Here is a 14,814-nt window from a genome sequence, read left to right as displayed (position 1 = left end):
GACCACCTCGAATGATGCTGAACCCTCTGGCGACACTGCCACGGTTAGGCGTTGTGAAAAAAGGTTCTGGAGTTACGGAACCGCAACGAAAAGGAAAGTGACACGTGGCACGTATTGCCGGCGTAAACATCCCGACTGCAAAGCGGGTACCAATCGCCCTCACATATATCACCGGAATCGGCAACACCTCGGCCAAAGCGATCTGCGAAGCCGTGGGCATCGAAGCGACCCGTCGCGTCAACGAGCTGTCCGACGCCGAAGTTCTGAAAATCCGCGAATTCATCGACGAAAACTTCACCGTCGAAGGTGACCTGCGTCGTGAAGTTCAGATGAACGTCAAGCGCCTGATGGATCTGGGCTGCTACCGCGGTCTGCGTCACCGCCGCAACCTGCCGGTTCGCGGTCAGCGCACCCACACCAACGCTCGTACCCGCAAAGGCCCCGCAAAGGCCATCGCTGGTAAGAAGAAATAAGGGAGGGTCTGACTGATGGCACGTGATAAGACTCGCGTTAAGCGCAAAGAGCGTAAGAACATCGCATCGGGCGTCGCCCATGTGAACTCGACCTTCAACAACACCAAGATCCTGATCTCGGACGTACAGGGCAACGCCATCTCGTGGTCGTCTGCCGGTACCATGGGCTTCAAAGGGTCGCGGAAATCGACACCCTACGCCGCTCAGATGGCTGCAGAAGATGCAGGCAAGAAGGCGCAGGAACATGGCGTCAAGACGCTGGAAGTCGAAGTTCAGGGCCCCGGTTCGGGTCGTGAATCGGCTCTGCGTGCACTGGCTGCCGTGGGCTTCAACATCACGTCGATCCGTGACGTGACTCCGATCGCTCACAACGGCTGCCGCCCGCCGAAGCGCCGCCGCGTCTAAGCGATTTTGAATTCAGCTGGGGCTGCGTTTTTGCGCGGCCCCAGCATGTCATTTTGAACCTCGGGCGTCTGCACCTTGTTGGTCATGGGGCGCGGACAGGAATGGAGGGATTACATGATCCACAAGAATTGGGCAGAATTGATCAAGCCGACCCAGCTGGACGGCAAGCCGGGCAACGACCCTGCGCGTCAGGCAACCCTGGTTGCTGAACCGCTGGAGCGTGGCTTTGGTCTGACACTGGGCAACGCGCTGCGCCGCGTTCTGATGAGCTCGCTGCAAGGTGCGGCCATCACCAGTGTTCAGATTGACAACGTCCTGCACGAGTTCTCGAGCGTGGCGGGCGTGCGTGAAGACGTCACCGACATCATCCTGAACCTCAAAGGCGTGTCGCTGCGCATGGAAGTCGAAGGCCCCAAGCGCCTGTCGATCAATGCCAAAGGCCCCGCAGTTGTCACCGCAGGTGACATCAGCGAAAGCGCGGGCATCGAGGTTCTGAACCGCGATCACGTCATCTGCCACCTGGATGATGGCGCCGACCTGTTCATGGAACTGACCGTCAACACCGGCAAGGGCTACGTCTCGGCTGAGAAGAACAAGCCTGAAGATGCACCCATAGGCCTGATCCCGATCGACGCAATCTACTCGCCGGTCAAAAAGGTTGCCTATGACGTTCAGCCGACCCGTGAAGGTCAGGTTCTGGACTATGACAAGCTGACCCTGAAGATCGAAACTGATGGCTCGATCACTCCGGAAGATGCACTGGCCTATGCGGCTCGTATCCTGCAGGATCAGCTGTCGATTTTCGTCAACTTCGACGAGCCGGAATCGGCTGGCCGCCAGGACGAAGACGATGGTCTGGAGTTCAACCCGCTGCTGTTGAAGAAAGTCGACGAGCTGGAGCTGTCGGTCCGTTCGGCAAACTGCCTGAAGAACGACAATATCGTTTACATCGGCGATCTGATCCAGAAGACCGAAGCCGAGATGCTGCGCACCCCGAACTTCGGCCGCAAGTCGCTGAACGAGATCAAAGAAGTGCTGTCCGGTATGGGTCTTCACCTTGGCATGGATGTCGAGGATTGGCCGCCCGACAACATCGAAGATCTGGCAAAGAAATTCGAAGACGCGTTCTAAGCGCGTCTTCACAAATGCCCGGGCGTCCGGGGACTATACGGGCACTTCCGCCCCAAGGAGAGCCGGTGACACGCATCGCCGGCCAGACAAAGCAAAACGCAAGATAGGAACTGAAAAATGCGTCACGCACGTGGTTACCGCCGCCTGAACCGTACTCATGAGCACCGCAAGGCTCTGTTTGCAAACATGGCTGGCTCGCTCATCGAGCATGAGCAAATCAAAACAACTCTGCCCAAGGCAAAAGAACTGCGCCCGATCATCGAAAAGCTGGTCACTCTGGGCAAGCGCGGCGACCTGCACGCACGTCGCCAGGCCGCAGCACAGCTGAAAGAAGACAAAGACGTCGCAAAGCTGTTCGAAGTTCTGGGTCCGCGCTACGCCGAGCGTCAGGGCGGTTATGTCCGCATCCTGAAAGCTGGCTTCCGTTATGGCGATATGGCCCCGATGGCGATCATCGAATTCGTTGATCGTGACGTCGACGCCAAAGGCGCGGCTGACAAAGCCCGCGTTGCAGCCGAAGAGGCCGCAGAAGAATAAGAAAGCCTAGAGCTTTCAAAAAAGAACCCCGTGTCCTCGACGCGGGGTTCTTCTTTGCGCAGTTGCAAACTGCTTGCATCGGCGCGACCAAAAATAAGCTTTCTCACACAGAGACAAGCTTACCGTCTTGCAATTCCAGCCTGTCCGGGGCCAGCGCATCGCGAAATGCAGGAGAATGGCTGACCAGAAGGATAGCCTGAGGCAGCGACTGAAGGATCTCGAGCAATCGCGCCTCGTTCTTGGTGTCCAGCGCATTGGTCGGTTCATCCAGCAGCAGGGCTTGCGGCTCCATCGACAACACAGTTGCCAGCGTGATCAGGCGTTTTTCGCCGCCTGATAGCTTATGCGTGGTCCGATCCTTCAGATGCATGAGGTCGAGATCACCCAATACTCGATCCACAATTGCTAAGGCCTCGGCGCGCGTCTTGCCGAGGTTCAACGGACCAAAGGCAATGTCCTCGGCCACGGTGGGGCAGAACAGCTGGTCGTCGGGGTCCTGAAAGACAAGCCCGATATGGCGGCGCACTTCATGGAAATCTGCCTCAGCCTGTCTTGGTTTGCCAAAAACGGACACCGCACCCGAAGACGGCCGCTGCAACCCAAGTGTGATATGCAGAAGCGTGGATTTCCCAGCCCCGTTCGGGCCGGTCAATGACAGGCGTTGTCCGGCCTCCAGCCGCAGGTTTGCGCCGTTCAGAACCGGTGCTTGTCCGGGATAGGCAAAGCAGATGTCGTCCAGCGCGATAAGTGTCATGCGAATTCCACTAGGATCAGGGCTAGGCAAAGGGCTCCAAACCCGGCAGCGAAGACAATATCTCGTCGGGTGAGGCTATAGTCTTGCAGCAACAGCATCTTGCCTGAAAACCCCCGACATTTCATCGCGCCGAGGATGCGCTCGGACCGTTCGATTGCCCGGACCAGCATCATCCCGACCAGGTAGCCGAAGCTACGGTAGGTGTGCCAGTTGGTGCCGGGGCGGAAGCCTCGGACTTTCATCGCGGCGCGGAGGCGTTGATATTCCTCATGTAGGACATCGATGTAGCGGATGGTGAACATCAAAAGATGCACGAGTGTTTCCGGGCAGCGCAGCCGGTGCAGGGCGTGGCCCAGAGTGACAGGCTCCATTGTGCCGACCAGAACCATTACGGTCAGGATCACGGCGTTGGCGGTCAGCGCGATTTCCACAGCTTTCCAGAGCCCCTGCCAGCTGGCTGGAAACCCCCAGATGGTAAACATCGGGTCGCCGGGCATCGTGAAGGGCAGGAGGACCAGCATGAAGATGATGAAACTGTCCATCATCGCCATCCGCTTGAGCGTTTTGCGCCAAGGCAGTCGGGATAGCACCAGTAGAGCCAGCGCGATCATCAACGCCGCCGCAAGCGCGGGCAGGGAGGATAGGGAGACCACAACGACCGCAAACAAAACAGACATGACGATGCGCACGCGCGGATCAAGCGAGGTAATCAACCCTTGTTGACCGATCGTGCCAGCCTCGGCCAGCGTCCGTTCCTGTGGTTCCAGTACGTGTGCCATCAGCCTGCGAGTTTCCTCCGCGCCGCGAGGTAGAAGCCCAGCCCGAAGAGGCCAAAGATGTATCCGATGCCGCCCAGAATGGTCTGGAGGTCGTTATGTTCGCGATAGGCGGCGATTTCCCGGCGCAGGGGGCGTATTTCGTCACGAACGGCTGCTGCGATAGCTTGACGCTCCTTATCACTGAGAGAGGCCACTGTGACGCCCTCCGAGGAGGGCGTAGGCGTGGGTGACGCTGCAGGCTTGTTCTTGATGGCGACGCCCATGATCTTGGCAACGTCATCGGCGGGCATGGTGACCTCGGCCACGTGACCGGCGCCGAGGTCGGCAAAGAAGGTATGGGCGACGGCTGTGGTGGGCGTGTAGATGAAGAACCCGTCTGCGTTGGTCGTGGCCCGGCCCAGCTCGACCCCGTTTGGATCGGTCACGACAACCTCGGTATCGGTCGCCATGGTGCCGTTGGAGAAGCCGATTTCCCCTTCGATCGCATCGCTGGATGCAAAAACACCGGCAATCACCTTGTGGGCCAACGCGGGCAGAGGGGCCGCGCATAGGGCCAGGATGAGGGCAATCTTTCTCATGTGGCGGGCCTTGTCAGGAACAGTTCAGGTTTGACTTTTCGTGCCAGTAGAACGGCAAATCCGGTCAGAACGGCCTCGATGATCATCACGGGGATATGCGCAAAGAAGACCAGCTTGGCAGCGGGGAGGAATTCGTCCCCTGACAGGGCCAGTGAGATGCCCACCATGACGGTCGTGGCCGCAATGGCAAAGGCGCCGCCTATGCCGCCCCAGATCGCGCCATGAACAGGTGAGCCGCGACCGATCAGGGGTCGGAACAGCAGCCCCGCCAGTACGGCCGGAAAGGCGATGTTGAGCGTGTTGATCCCCAGTACCGTCAGCCCGCCGAAGCCGAAGAAAACGGCTTGCAGGAGCAGGCCCACAAACAGGGCCGGGAAGGCGGCCCAGCCGAGCAGCAGCCCGGCCAGACCGTTGAGGATCAGATGCACCGACGACGGCCCGATCGGAACATGGATCAGCGAGGCCACGAAGAAACTGGCCGCCAGCACCCCTGCTGTGGGGATGCGGTCCAGATCCAGCGACCTGAGGCCCATTGCGACCCCACCAGCGGCGGCAACGGCTCCGCCGATGACGACCGGGTTGGACAGGGCTCCGTCGACGATGTGCATCGGGGGTTACTCCATGTCCCAGGCGCGGATCCAAATCACCGCGTCCTGGCTCAGCTCTTTGCCTTCATGTTCGGTTTCAGGACCAGCACCGAGGGCGGCAAAGCCCCAGTAACCAGCTTTCGGCACACCGAAGGAAAAATAGCCATTGGCGTCAGAAATTGCGACAACAGCACCACCCGGCATCGGCGAAACGGTAGGCTCGGACGAGGCTTGGTTGTCAAAACTGGGCTTGGCGGCCATGTATTCGATCTCGATCTCAGCGCCGGCAACCGGTTCGCCATTTGCCAGAACCTGACCGGTGAAGGTCGAGCCAGCGATGATGTTGTAGGGCTTGTGCAGAGGCACGATCTCGGTCGCCAGACCCGCGGGGTTCATCCAGTCGGTCGGCAGTTCGTTGCGGTTCAGGAACGCCTTCGTGATCTGTTGGATATAGATATCCTCGGCCTCTTCGTAATAGGGCTGAGGCACCGTGACCATCACGTAGTCGCCCGAACGCTTGACCGGAACAGATCCCTGAAAGGCCGCGCCTTCGTTTTCGGGGCTCGAAAACCGGATGGGCTCCAGCGTGTCCAGCAGGTCGGTCTTTTCGCCATTGTGGATCACGTAGAATTCCTGCGGCTTTTCCAGATCCATGACATGGCCGTTTTCAAACGGGTGCCAGAAGATCAGCTTGACCGGCACGTCGCCCGGCGCCTCGATCAGTGTGTCGGTGGTGTATTCCAGCAGAAAATGTGCGTGCGCCATCGCTGGAATCGCCAGCGCAGCCGCAGCCGTGCAAAATAGTTTCTTCACAAGGTCTTTCCTTAGTCCTTCGTGCCAACCCCGGCACGTTTCTTGCTTGATATCGGGGCGAACGAGACCATGTACCCGAAATAAGGGCATCGGCCCAATGCACACCCCGGCATCGGTGACACACCCCTTCCGAGGGTGCATATCCGGCAGGTCTCCTGACTTGCGGGTCAAAGCATCGGGCTGGCCTTCCCGGGTGGAACCCAGTGGCGTGTCAGCCCTGCTCACCGCCTACAGTTGCGGGGGCAGTTGCGGCATTGGGTGGATCAGAATTCCCCGCACCGCATTCCCTTTTCTCCGGGCGAACCCGGAACCGGACATGAAGACGCTGATGGCAGAGATTCCCATCACCGGTCAATCTCTATTTAAGACTGTAGCGATAACATCTTGTCGATAGGATCGGATGTTCCTGTTCTGCCCGCTCGGTATTGAAGGCGCGCGTGTAAGCGACGACCAGAGGACGCGCACGCCTGCACCGTAATCTGGACATCAGAATCAGATGCATGCATCCTGCACTGCGTCAGACTCCGGCGTGGCGCGCTTGTGTTCGGCGCCTAATTTCCCACAAGCCCCGGAGGCCCAATGTCTGAGATCAAACAAGGCGACACAGTTCGCATCCACTATACCGGCACGCTGTTGGACGAGACCGTCTTTGACAGCTCAGACGGGCGCGATCCGTTAGAGTTTGTTGTCGGTTCGGGCCAGATCATACCCGGCCTGGACAGCGCGATGCCAGGATTGGCGGTTGGCGACAAGAAGCGGGTCGAGATTGCCTGTGTCGACGCCTATGGTCCGATCAACCCGGCGATGCGGCAGGACATCCCGCGTGAGGGTATTCCGGATGACATCCCACTAGAGCCGGGAACCCAGTTGCAGATGCAGACCCCGGACGGTCAGGCGCTGCCGGTAACGGTTGTCGAGGCGAACGAGGCCACGGTGACGCTAGACGCCAATCACCCGCTGGCTGGTCAGGACCTGATTTTCGATATTGAGGTTGTCTCGGTGAACTGAAGGCTTGGGGTTTTAGCCCCAAAGCCCGTCAAGCGCTGCACGGACCTGCGGTTGCGTGAAGAACACGAACAACACCAGCAATGTGGTGAGCGTCAAAAGCAGAACACGGGCGCGGGGGCTTAGAAATCCCGTTTTCCGTTTGGTCTGGGTGCCGCGCGTATTGCTGGCAAGGATCTGGTCAGTTTTGCTCATGCCCATATCCCTGACGCCGAAAGATGGTCAAATCTTGGCGGCGTCAGGGAAAGATATGGTCACATGAAATCCGGCTGTGGCATTCCAAGCACGTGGAAACCGCCATCCACGCGGATGATCTCGCCCGAGGTGCATGCCCCGGCGTCCGAGGTCAGGTAAACCGCTGTGCCGCCAACGGCCTCAAGCGTAGCGTTCGAGCGCATCGGCGCATTCTGGTCGCAGAACTTGTAGGTCTTGCGCGCACCGCCGATTGCAGCCCCGGCCAGGGTCTTCATCGGACCGGGCGAGATTGCGTTCACACGGATGCCTTCGGGGCCGAGGTCGTTGGCCAGATAGCGTGTCGCCGATTCCAGAGCGGCTTTGGCAACGCCCATAACGTTGTAATTCGGAACTACACGATTCGAGCCTTGGTAGGTCAGCGTCAGCAGCGAGCCACCATTGTCCTTCATCAGCGGATAGGCACGGCGGGCGACCTCGATGAACGAGTAGGCCGACACATCCATCGAGTGCTTGAAATTGGCTCGTGTGGTGTTCAGGAACCGACCCGTCAGCTCGTTCTTGTCCGAATAGGCGATTGCATGGACAACAAAGTCGATGGTTGGCCAGCGTTCACCCAACTCGCCAAAGGCGCGGTCCAGCGAGGCGTCATCGGTGACATCCGCATCCACCATGAAGTCGCTGCCGAGGCTTTCCGCCAACGGCTGCAGACGTTTCCCGAACGCATCGCCCTGATAGGTGAAAGCCAGCTCAGCCCCTGCTTCGTGCATCGCTTTCGAGATACCCCAGGCAATCGACCGGTCATTGGCGACACCCATGATCAGGCCGCGTTTCCCTTTTAGAACTTCCGACATCTCGTTCACCCGTTATACTTTGACAGGATCATGGATCCGTTCGTGCCACCAAAGCCGAAGCTGTTGGTCATGACCGAATCCAAACCTGCATTTTCAACCACTTGAGTTGCAATTTCACCGGGCTGGATGCCTTCGGCTAGTGTGTCGACATTGATCGACGGTGTTATGAAATCATTGTCCAGCATGAGCAGGCAGAAGATCGCCTCGAGCGCGCCAGCCGCGCCCTGTGCGTGCCCGGTCATCGACTTGGTGGATGAGATCGGGGGCACCTGACCTTCGCCGAAGATGCGACGCACGGCTTCAACTTCGCCCACATCTCCGACCGGGGTCGAGGTGCCGTGCGCGTTGATGTAACCAACCTTGCGGCCTTCTGGCAGGGTCGACAGAGCCAGACGCATCGCGCGCTCACCGCCTTCGCCGGACGGCGCCACCATGTCATGACCGTCCGAGGTCGCAGCATAGCCGGTCACCTCGGCGTAGATCTTGGCACCGCGCGCCAGCGCATGGTCCAGATCCTCAAGCACGACAATGCCGCCGCCACCCGAAATCACGAAGCCGTCGCGGTCCTGATCGAACGCGCGCGATGCTTTCTGCGGAGTGTCGTTATACTTGGACGACATCGCGCCCATCGCGTCGAACAGGCAGGACAGGGTCCAGTCCAGCTCCTCGCCGCCACCTGCGAACATCACGTTCTGTTTGCCCAGCATGATCTGTTCCGCCGCGTTGCCGATGCAATGCAGAGAGGTCGAGCAGGCCGAGGTGATCGAGTAATTGATACCCTTGATCTTATAGGCGGTGGCAAGGTTCGCGGAAATCGTGGAGCACATGCATTTCGGCACGGCAAAAGGCCCGATCCGCTTGGTGGCGCCGTTCTTCAGCACCGTCTGGTGCGCGGTCAGCATCGCGCTGGTGGACGGTCCGCCAGAACCAGCGACTAGTCCGGTGCGCGGATTGACGACCTGATCCTCGGTCAGCCCCGAATCTGCAATAGCCTGTCCCATCGCGATATGCGCGTAGGCCGCACCCGGTCCCATGAAACGCAGGGTACGTTTGTCAACGTGTTCGGACACGTCAATCTTGAGCGACCCGGCGATCTGGCTGCGAAAGCCATGTTCGACCATCTGCTCATTGGCCTCGATGCCGGATTTACCTGCTTTGAGCGAGGCGAGAACCTCTTCGGCATTGTTCCCGATCGAGGAGACGATCCCCAAACCGGTGACGACGACGCGACGCATATGCGTTCTCCTGTGTTCCGTTCCTGTTGGCGTAATGTCCGCTGGCGTCAGCTTTCGGACAGTGCAACCTTCATATCTTTGACTTGGTAAATCACTTCACCATCCGCTTCGACACGGCCATCCGCGACCCCCATGGTCAGACGGCGTGTCTGTACGGCTTTGGTAAAATCAACATAATAGGTCAGCATCTTACGGTCCGGACGCACCATGCCGGTTAGCTTGACTTCGCCCACGCCCAACGCATAGCCGCGCCCCTGCCAGCCGCGCCAGCCCAGGTTGAAGCCCGTCAGCTGCCACAGACCATCCAGACCCAAGCAGCCCGGCATGATCGGGTTGCCGGGGAAATGGCAGTCAAAGAACCAAAGATCAGGCGTGATGTCGAATTCTGCGACAACATGGCCTTTGCCATGGGCGCCTCCGTCACCCGAAACGTCGGTGATCCGGTCCATCATCAGCATCGGAGGGGCAGGCAATTGCGCATTGCCGGGGCCAAAAAGTTCGCCTCGCGCGCATTTCAGCAGATCCTCTTTGTCAAAACTGCTTGGGAATTGGGCCATTCTTGCCGCCTCTTCTGCCTTGGGTCCGTTCATTACATTTGGCCTCACCTAGCACCCGTATGCAAGGTCCTGCAAGAGCGGCGGTCAGATGATGTTGCGTCCCGACGGTCTTTGCGAATGAATTTCATTTGAAATTGGTATCCCTGCGCCCCTATATATAAAAGCAGCAAAAATGGGTATCGGATTCATGACACCTCAGAGCCGTAAGATAGCTACAGACTGGTTGGAGAGCGCCGGATTGCGCCCGACGCGACAGCGTGTTGCGCTGGCCGAGTTGCTTGTGGGCGATGGTCGTCACCGGCATGTCACAGCGGAAAGCCTGTTTGACTCGGCCAAGACCAAGGGTGATGCTGTTTCGCTTGCGACCGTCTACAATACGCTGCGCGCGTTCTGCGATGCGGGCGTCCTGCAAGAGATCACGGTGGATGGGTCGAAAAGCTATTTTGACACCAACACCCATGATCACCCACATTTCTACTGGGAAGACGAAAGCCGGCTGAGCGACGCTCCGTCCGAAGAGTTGGTGATCCAGCGCCTCCCGCAGGCACCGGAAGGGGTCGAGATCGCCTCGGTCGACGTGGTTATCCGTCTTCGCAAGAAACCTTAGTTCTATCCTCGGACAACGCATCAAAGAGGATACGCTCCGCTGAGGTCAATGTGGCTTCGACGGGGCCGGTTCCGTGGCGCGCCAAGACGACAGGCTCAGTAGCGTCCTTGTCTAGGATCGGCAGGCGGGTCAGCATACGATTGTCGTAACTCATCGAATTGTTTGGGCTGGCATAGCTGATCGCGATTCCCTCGCCATGGGCTGCGAGGCTGCGCTGAATCTCAAGCGTAGCGGCCCTGTGGGCGACCGTTGGGTTAAGGCCCTTGCGCCGAAACAGGTTCAAGACGTGCTGCGCCGACAGCCCCTCTTTTGACAGGATCAGGGGTTCCTGTTCCAGATCGGTCAAAGTCACACTGTGGGCTGTTGCAAGCGGGTGATCAGGTGGGACCAAAGCGTGCGGGACACTGTCGAACAGCGCTTGCCGGGTATACCCTGCATCCATGCCAAGGTCATATGTGATCGCGATATCCGTCTGACCGTTGATCAGACCGTCCAGCAACCCCTCGAAACTGTCCACGTGATAGGTGATGGTCACATCGGGCAGGGCAGTTTGCAGACTGCGCAAGGCCGAGGCCAGATGAAACGGCGCCAGATCAATGAAACAGCCCAACCGCAGGTGTGAAGACCCGTGCGGCGCATCTGTCGGATTTTCGATCTGCGCGGCAGAGTGCAACAGCTTTTCCGCCTGTTCGATGAAAAGGCGCCCCTGAGGGGTTGTGGTCATCGCCGCCCCGCGTCGACGCATGAACAGCGGATATCCCAGAAGCGACTCAACCCGCGTCAGGGCCGTCGATAGGGCAGGTTGCGAAACGTTCAGCGCATGGGCTGCAGCAGACAAGCTGCCATGGCGGCCGATGGCGCAGACATATTCGTATTGGCGCAGTGAGATATATAACATCAGGTTAATTATTACTTCGAAAGATATGATTTGAATAGATGGCTTTGTTGTCCTTTAAACGGGTCAAGCACAAGGAGAACGCCATGCCACACCCTCTTGTTTCTCAGGACATGATCGACACCTATCAGACTGACGGGGTTGTCCTGATCAAAGGGCTTTTTGCCGACCACGTGGACGCGCTGCGCCACGGGGTTGCCGCCAATATGGCTGAGCCGGGACCCTATGCCTCGGACAACAAAAAAGAGGGGCAGACCGGGCTGTTCTTTGATGACTACTGCAACTGGACCCGTATCCCGCAGTTCCGCGAGGTGATCGAGACCTCTCCGGCGGCTGAGGTCGCAGCGGATCTCATGCAGTCGAAAACCGTGCAGATGTTTCACGACCATGTACTGGTGAAAGAGCCGGGCACTTCGATGTCGACGCCCTGGCATCAGGACGGGCCGTATTACTTTGTCGAAGGGCAGCAGACGATCAGCTTCTGGTCGCCCTTGGACCCGGTGAAACAGGCCACCTTGCGCTGTGTTGCGGGATCGCACAGGTGGGAGAAAGAGGTGCTGCCGACCCGCTGGGTAAGCGAAGAGGGGTTCTTTGCTGATGAAGGTCAGTACATTCCGGTCCCCGATCCGGATGCGGAAGGGATGAAAGTGGTCGAGTTCGAAATGGAACCCGGCGACGCGGTCGCGTTCAACTACCGTACCCTGCACGGGGCGCGAGGGAATCACTCGGACAGTCGTCGCCGGGCGTTTTCACTAAGGCTGGTCGGGGATGATGCGCGCTATGTCGAGCGTCCGGGCCGCACGTCGCCTCCGTTTCCGGGGCATGATATGGTCCCCGGTCAGCGTTTGCGGGAAGACTGGTTCCCGATACTGCTGCAGCGATAGGGGGCTCTGCCCCCGCCGCCTGCGGCGCCTGCCCCGGGATATTTTCAGCCAGATGAAGAGCGGATCAGAACCACTGGCCGGGCTCGATCAATCCCAGATCGAGCAATTGGCGCGATGTCCATTCGAACGAGACGGAATTGTGCCAACGGAAGCTGGAGATGTCGAAGGCCGAACCTGCGTTGCTTTTCAGAGCTTTTGCCGCCCGGAATGAGCAGATCGCAGCCGTTAGATTGTGATGCCATGGGCAGGCATAGGTGTTGTATTCGGCCTCGTTGAACGTGTGGTCGGGCTGCAGGATCAGGTCTTTGCGGGAATTGAAGAGCGCGATTCTGTCAATACGGCGGCGTTCATAGGGGATGTGATCTTCGAACCGCCAGCGCAGGCCGCCGGACATGTCCAATTGGCGCTCGACCGGGCGGCCCGTGGGGTCGTGGCGGGTGTGGGCATAGTAACCGGTGCTGTCCAGCATGGCCTGGTCAGGGGCTACGCCGTTCGGGAACTGGGTCAGATCACCGGCATAGAGGTCGATCACGTGACACAACATTGCGTTTCGGCGTTCCTCGGTGTGGAAGGCCAGCAATTCCCCTATGCTGCGCGTTTCACAGAAAGGGTAGAACAGGTACTCGGCGTTGTAGCAGTAGTACATCCAGACGCTGGGTGCGACTTTTGTGATGCGGTTGATCGCGTCGAACACCACGGTCCGGGGCGCGCATCTGAGTGTCACGCGATGTATCCGCGCGGTCAGGTCCTCGCTGAGGGTGAACTCGGCGGGCATGAAAGCCACGACGGACTTGAAGCCGAGGTTTAGATGGTGGTGTAGCGTACTTTCAACCTCGGTCTTGTCTTCGGCGAAAATCAGGGCCACGGGACCTTTGAACAGGGCGGATTGGCCTGAATTCAGAAAGCTGTCGAGGGATTCGTACTGCATCGCCGGTTTTCATTCGCGTCTTGCTGGAAAGTTTCGCCAAATTCGGGTAATTGCGCCGGCATTGCAAGCGGCGTTCGAAGCATATAGATGACGCCGATCCAGCGACTGCAAAGGCCCGATCCATGTCTGAACCTAAAAAGCTGTTTATCAAGACCTATGGCTGTCAGATGAATGTCTACGACAGCGAGCGTATGGCCGAGGCCTTGGGCGGGCAGGGATATGTCGAGACCAAGTCGCCGGACGATGCGGATATGATCCTGCTGAACACCTGCCATATCCGCGAAAAAGCCGCCGAAAAGGTTTATTCCGAGCTTGGCCGGTTCAAGGGATTGAAAGCGGAAAAGCCCGATCTCAAGATCGGGGTGGCGGGTTGTGTTGCGCAGGCCGAGGGTGAAGAGATCATGCGCCGTCAGCCTCTGGTCGATCTGGTGGTTGGACCACAAAGCTATCACCGTTTGCCGGAGATGGAGGCCAAGACCCGTGAAGGGGCCAAAGCTTTAGACACGGATTTCCCCGAAGAGGACAAGTTCGAAAAGCTCAAGAACCGTCCCAAGGCCAAACGCGGCCCGACGGCGTTTTTGACGGTACAGGAGGGTTGCGACAAGTTCTGCGCCTTCTGCGTTGTGCCCTATACCCGCGGGGCCGAGGTCAGCCGCCCGGCCGACCGCATCATTCGTGAAGCGCAGGATCTGGTCGAACGCGGCGTGCGCGAGATCACTCTGCTTGGTCAGAACGTCAACGCCTATCACGGTGCCGGTCCCAATGGCGACATGACGCTGGCCGGGCTGATCTGGGAGTTGAACAAGGTCGACGGGCTGGAGCGTATCCGTTTTACCACCTCGCATCCCAATGACATGGCAGATGATCTGATTGAGGCGCATGGTACCTGTGACAAGCTGATGCCTTACTTGCATTTGCCCGTGCAGGCGGGGTCGGATCGGATTCTCAAGCGGATGAACCGCAGCCACACGGCGGACAGCTATTTGCGCCTGGTCGACCGTATCCGCGCTGCGCGTCCGGATATCGTGATGTCGGGGGATTTCATCGTCGGCTTCCCGGAAGAAACCGAAGAGGATTTCCAGGCGACTTTGGATTTGGTCGAGCAAGTCAAATACGGCTATGCCTACTCGTTCAAGTACTCGACCCGTCCGGGCACTCCGGCGGCGGAGCGCGCCCAGGTTGACCCGGCGGCGGCGGATGACCGCTTACAACGCTTGCAAGCTCTGATCACCAAGCATCAGCGCGAGATTCAGGATTCTATGGTCGGTCGCACAGTCGGTGTTCTGTTTGAGAAACCCGGGCGGCTCGAAGGGCAAATGGTTGGAAAATCAGACTATCTTCACTCGGTGCACGTGGTTGGGTCTGACCTGAACGTGGGAGACCTGCGGAAGGTGCGTATCGTGAAGTCTGGCGCGAACTCTTTGGCCGGGGAACTGTTGCAATAAGGTGGTTCTTTGCGGGCACGTCGTGCCCGTACGAATATATCTAAAATTTACCCTTGATTTATGAATTGGAACTATGTTCCGAGAGGAGCCAAGTTTTCTGATGGGCCTCGACCGCTTGCGGAAGGTTTGTTTTTGCCGATCACGAAAGTGGCGTC

Annotated in this window: 19 protein-coding genes and 1 riboswitch; of the genes, 8 read left to right on the top strand and 11 right to left on the bottom strand. The window is 58.7% G+C overall.

Going from position 1 to position 14,814, the window contains the following annotated elements; translation table 11 throughout:
• Positions 1-104 precede the first annotated feature (104 nt).
• From rpsM to rplQ, 4 genes are all read left to right on the top strand, one after another.
• The gene (gene rpsM, locus ACR0AI_RS11690) at positions 105-473 is read left to right on the top strand and encodes a 30S ribosomal protein S13 (RefSeq protein ID WP_170377641.1); all 369 of its coding nucleotides are present in this window, start codon (positions 105-107) and stop codon (positions 471-473) included.
• 15 nt (positions 474-488) lie between these two features.
• Positions 489-878, top strand: a complete 390-nt coding sequence (gene rpsK, locus ACR0AI_RS11685; RefSeq protein ID WP_008757289.1) for a 30S ribosomal protein S11 — start codon at positions 489-491, stop codon at positions 876-878.
• A 114-nt stretch (positions 879-992) separates the two neighbouring features.
• The gene (locus tag ACR0AI_RS11680; protein WP_170377644.1) at positions 993-2,009 is read left to right on the top strand and encodes a DNA-directed RNA polymerase subunit alpha; all 1,017 of its coding nucleotides are present in this window, start codon (positions 993-995) and stop codon (positions 2,007-2,009) included.
• A 117-nt stretch (positions 2,010-2,126) separates the two neighbouring features.
• Positions 2,127-2,546: a 50S ribosomal protein L17 gene (rplQ, locus tag ACR0AI_RS11675; protein ID WP_170334079.1), complete on the top strand. Its 420-nt coding sequence runs from the start codon at positions 2,127-2,129 to the stop codon at positions 2,544-2,546.
• A gap of 103 nt (positions 2,547-2,649) precedes the next feature.
• Here the strand turns inward: rplQ and ACR0AI_RS11670 are convergent, their stop codons facing one another.
• Genes ACR0AI_RS11670 through ACR0AI_RS11650 form a run of 5 tightly spaced genes read right to left on the bottom strand, consistent with a single transcriptional unit; the run spans position 2,650 to position 6,057 of the window.
• Positions 2,650-3,300 (bottom strand): energy-coupling factor ABC transporter ATP-binding protein, encoded by a 651-nt coding sequence (locus tag ACR0AI_RS11670; protein ID WP_480673859.1) that lies wholly within the window; start codon positions 3,298-3,300, stop codon positions 2,650-2,652.
• Positions 3,297-4,079 carry a cobalt ECF transporter T component CbiQ gene (gene cbiQ, locus ACR0AI_RS11665; protein WP_480673861.1) on the bottom strand — a complete coding sequence of 261 codons (783 nt, stop codon included), beginning with the start codon at positions 4,077-4,079 and terminating at the stop codon, positions 3,297-3,299. Before cbiQ ends, ACR0AI_RS11670 begins: the two co-directional genes overlap by 4 nt.
• Positions 4,079-4,657, bottom strand: coding sequence for a cobalt ABC transporter permease (locus tag ACR0AI_RS11660; protein ID WP_480540146.1), 579 nt, complete (start codon positions 4,655-4,657; stop codon positions 4,079-4,081). Before ACR0AI_RS11660 ends, cbiQ begins: the two co-directional genes overlap by 1 nt.
• The gene (cbiM, locus tag ACR0AI_RS11655; protein ID WP_170477725.1) at positions 4,654-5,265 is read right to left on the bottom strand and encodes a cobalt transporter CbiM; all 612 of its coding nucleotides are present in this window, start codon (positions 5,263-5,265) and stop codon (positions 4,654-4,656) included. The genes ACR0AI_RS11660 and cbiM overlap by 4 nt, the downstream gene beginning before the upstream one ends.
• Before the next feature lie 6 nt (positions 5,266-5,271).
• Positions 5,272-6,057 carry a DUF4198 domain-containing protein gene (locus ACR0AI_RS11650; RefSeq protein ID WP_480673864.1) on the bottom strand — a complete coding sequence of 262 codons (786 nt, stop codon included), beginning with the start codon at positions 6,055-6,057 and terminating at the stop codon, positions 5,272-5,274.
• A 128-nt stretch (positions 6,058-6,185) separates the two neighbouring features.
• Positions 6,186-6,387, bottom strand: a riboswitch (cobalamin riboswitch).
• A gap of 249 nt (positions 6,388-6,636) precedes the next feature.
• Between ACR0AI_RS11650 and ACR0AI_RS11645 the strand changes: the two genes are divergently transcribed.
• A complete protein-coding gene (locus ACR0AI_RS11645) occupies positions 6,637-7,065 on the top strand; it encodes an FKBP-type peptidyl-prolyl cis-trans isomerase (protein ID WP_170377657.1) in 429 nt (142 codons plus the stop codon).
• Positions 7,066-7,077: 12 nt separating this feature from the next.
• Here ACR0AI_RS11645 and ACR0AI_RS11640 read toward each other — a convergent pair whose 3' ends face one another.
• From ACR0AI_RS11640 to fabA, 4 genes are read right to left on the bottom strand one after another with little or no spacing between them, the layout of a single operon-like run.
• Entirely contained in the window at positions 7,078-7,257 is a 180-nt protein-coding gene (locus ACR0AI_RS11640) for a hypothetical protein (RefSeq protein WP_170640503.1), read from the bottom strand.
• Between the two features lie 59 nt (positions 7,258-7,316).
• Positions 7,317-8,108 (bottom strand): enoyl-ACP reductase FabI, encoded by a 792-nt coding sequence (locus ACR0AI_RS11635; protein WP_170377661.1) that lies wholly within the window; start codon positions 8,106-8,108, stop codon positions 7,317-7,319.
• Positions 8,109-8,113: 5 nt separating this feature from the next.
• Positions 8,114-9,343 carry a beta-ketoacyl-ACP synthase I gene (gene fabB, locus ACR0AI_RS11630; protein WP_480673866.1) on the bottom strand — a complete coding sequence of 410 codons (1,230 nt, stop codon included), beginning with the start codon at positions 9,341-9,343 and terminating at the stop codon, positions 8,114-8,116.
• A 47-nt stretch (positions 9,344-9,390) separates the two neighbouring features.
• Positions 9,391-9,900, bottom strand: a complete 510-nt coding sequence (fabA, locus tag ACR0AI_RS11625; protein WP_170378117.1) for a bifunctional 3-hydroxydecanoyl-ACP dehydratase/trans-2-decenoyl-ACP isomerase — start codon at positions 9,898-9,900, stop codon at positions 9,391-9,393.
• A gap of 187 nt (positions 9,901-10,087) precedes the next feature.
• Here fabA and irrA point away from each other — a divergent pair, with 187 nt between their 5' ends.
• The gene (gene irrA, locus ACR0AI_RS11620) at positions 10,088-10,507 is read left to right on the top strand and encodes an iron response transcriptional regulator IrrA (protein ID WP_170477982.1); all 420 of its coding nucleotides are present in this window, start codon (positions 10,088-10,090) and stop codon (positions 10,505-10,507) included.
• On the opposite strand, the gene ACR0AI_RS11615 is transcribed toward irrA, so the two are convergent.
• A complete protein-coding gene (locus tag ACR0AI_RS11615) occupies positions 10,482-11,405 on the bottom strand; it encodes a LysR family transcriptional regulator (protein ID WP_480673868.1) in 924 nt (307 codons plus the stop codon). The two genes, irrA and ACR0AI_RS11615, sit on opposite strands and share 26 nt — an antisense overlap.
• Positions 11,406-11,488: 83 nt before the next feature.
• Between ACR0AI_RS11615 and ACR0AI_RS11610 the strand changes: the two genes are divergently transcribed.
• Complete coding sequence (locus ACR0AI_RS11610; protein WP_480673870.1) at positions 11,489-12,286, top strand: phytanoyl-CoA dioxygenase family protein; 798 nt, start codon at positions 11,489-11,491, stop codon at positions 12,284-12,286.
• A gap of 64 nt (positions 12,287-12,350) precedes the next feature.
• Here ACR0AI_RS11610 and ACR0AI_RS11605 read toward each other — a convergent pair whose 3' ends face one another.
• Positions 12,351-13,214, bottom strand: a complete 864-nt coding sequence (locus ACR0AI_RS11605; RefSeq protein ID WP_480673872.1) for a hypothetical protein — start codon at positions 13,212-13,214, stop codon at positions 12,351-12,353.
• A 122-nt stretch (positions 13,215-13,336) separates the two neighbouring features.
• On the opposite strand from ACR0AI_RS11605, the gene miaB reads away from it, so the two are divergent.
• Positions 13,337-14,659, top strand: coding sequence for a tRNA (N6-isopentenyl adenosine(37)-C2)-methylthiotransferase MiaB (gene miaB / locus ACR0AI_RS11600; protein ID WP_480673874.1), 1,323 nt, complete (start codon positions 13,337-13,339; stop codon positions 14,657-14,659).
• The last annotated feature ends 155 nt before the right edge of the window (positions 14,660-14,814 follow it).

The sequence above is a fragment of the Ruegeria sp. BG3 genome, from assembly GCF_056538485.1.
This window is presented reverse-complemented; position numbering and strand designations above follow the sequence as displayed.

Coding starts and splice junctions, on each gene's coding strand:
- rpsK (WP_008757289.1), top strand. CDS start 489: ATGGCACGTGATAAGACTCGCGTTAAGCGCAAAGAGCGTAAGAACATC.
- ACR0AI_RS11680 (WP_170377644.1), top strand. CDS start 993: ATGATCCACAAGAATTGGGCAGAATTGATCAAGCCGACCCAGCTGGAC.
- rplQ (WP_170334079.1), top strand. CDS start 2,127: ATGCGTCACGCACGTGGTTACCGCCGCCTGAACCGTACTCATGAGCAC.
- ACR0AI_RS11670 (WP_480673859.1), bottom strand. CDS start 3,300: ATGACACTTATCGCGCTGGACGACATCTGCTTTGCCTATCCCGGACAA.
- cbiQ (WP_480673861.1), bottom strand. CDS start 4,079: ATGGCACACGTACTGGAACCACAGGAACGGACGCTGGCCGAGGCTGGC.
- ACR0AI_RS11660 (WP_480540146.1), bottom strand. CDS start 4,657: ATGAGAAAGATTGCCCTCATCCTGGCCCTATGCGCGGCCCCTCTGCCC.
- cbiM (WP_170477725.1), bottom strand. CDS start 5,265: ATGCACATCGTCGACGGAGCCCTGTCCAACCCGGTCGTCATCGGCGGA.
- ACR0AI_RS11645 (WP_170377657.1), top strand. CDS start 6,637: ATGTCTGAGATCAAACAAGGCGACACAGTTCGCATCCACTATACCGGC.
- ACR0AI_RS11640 (WP_170640503.1), bottom strand. CDS start 7,257: ATGAGCAAAACTGACCAGATCCTTGCCAGCAATACGCGCGGCACCCAG.
- ACR0AI_RS11635 (WP_170377661.1), bottom strand. CDS start 8,108: ATGTCGGAAGTTCTAAAAGGGAAACGCGGCCTGATCATGGGTGTCGCC.
- fabB (WP_480673866.1), bottom strand. CDS start 9,343: ATGCGTCGCGTCGTCGTCACCGGTTTGGGGATCGTCTCCTCGATCGGG.
- fabA (WP_170378117.1), bottom strand. CDS start 9,900: ATGGCCCAATTCCCAAGCAGTTTTGACAAAGAGGATCTGCTGAAATGC.
- irrA (WP_170477982.1), top strand. CDS start 10,088: ATGACACCTCAGAGCCGTAAGATAGCTACAGACTGGTTGGAGAGCGCC.
- ACR0AI_RS11615 (WP_480673868.1), bottom strand. CDS start 11,405: ATGTTATATATCTCACTGCGCCAATACGAATATGTCTGCGCCATCGGC.
- ACR0AI_RS11610 (WP_480673870.1), top strand. CDS start 11,489: ATGCCACACCCTCTTGTTTCTCAGGACATGATCGACACCTATCAGACT.
- ACR0AI_RS11605 (WP_480673872.1), bottom strand. CDS start 13,214: ATGCAGTACGAATCCCTCGACAGCTTTCTGAATTCAGGCCAATCCGCC.
- miaB (WP_480673874.1), top strand. CDS start 13,337: ATGTCTGAACCTAAAAAGCTGTTTATCAAGACCTATGGCTGTCAGATG.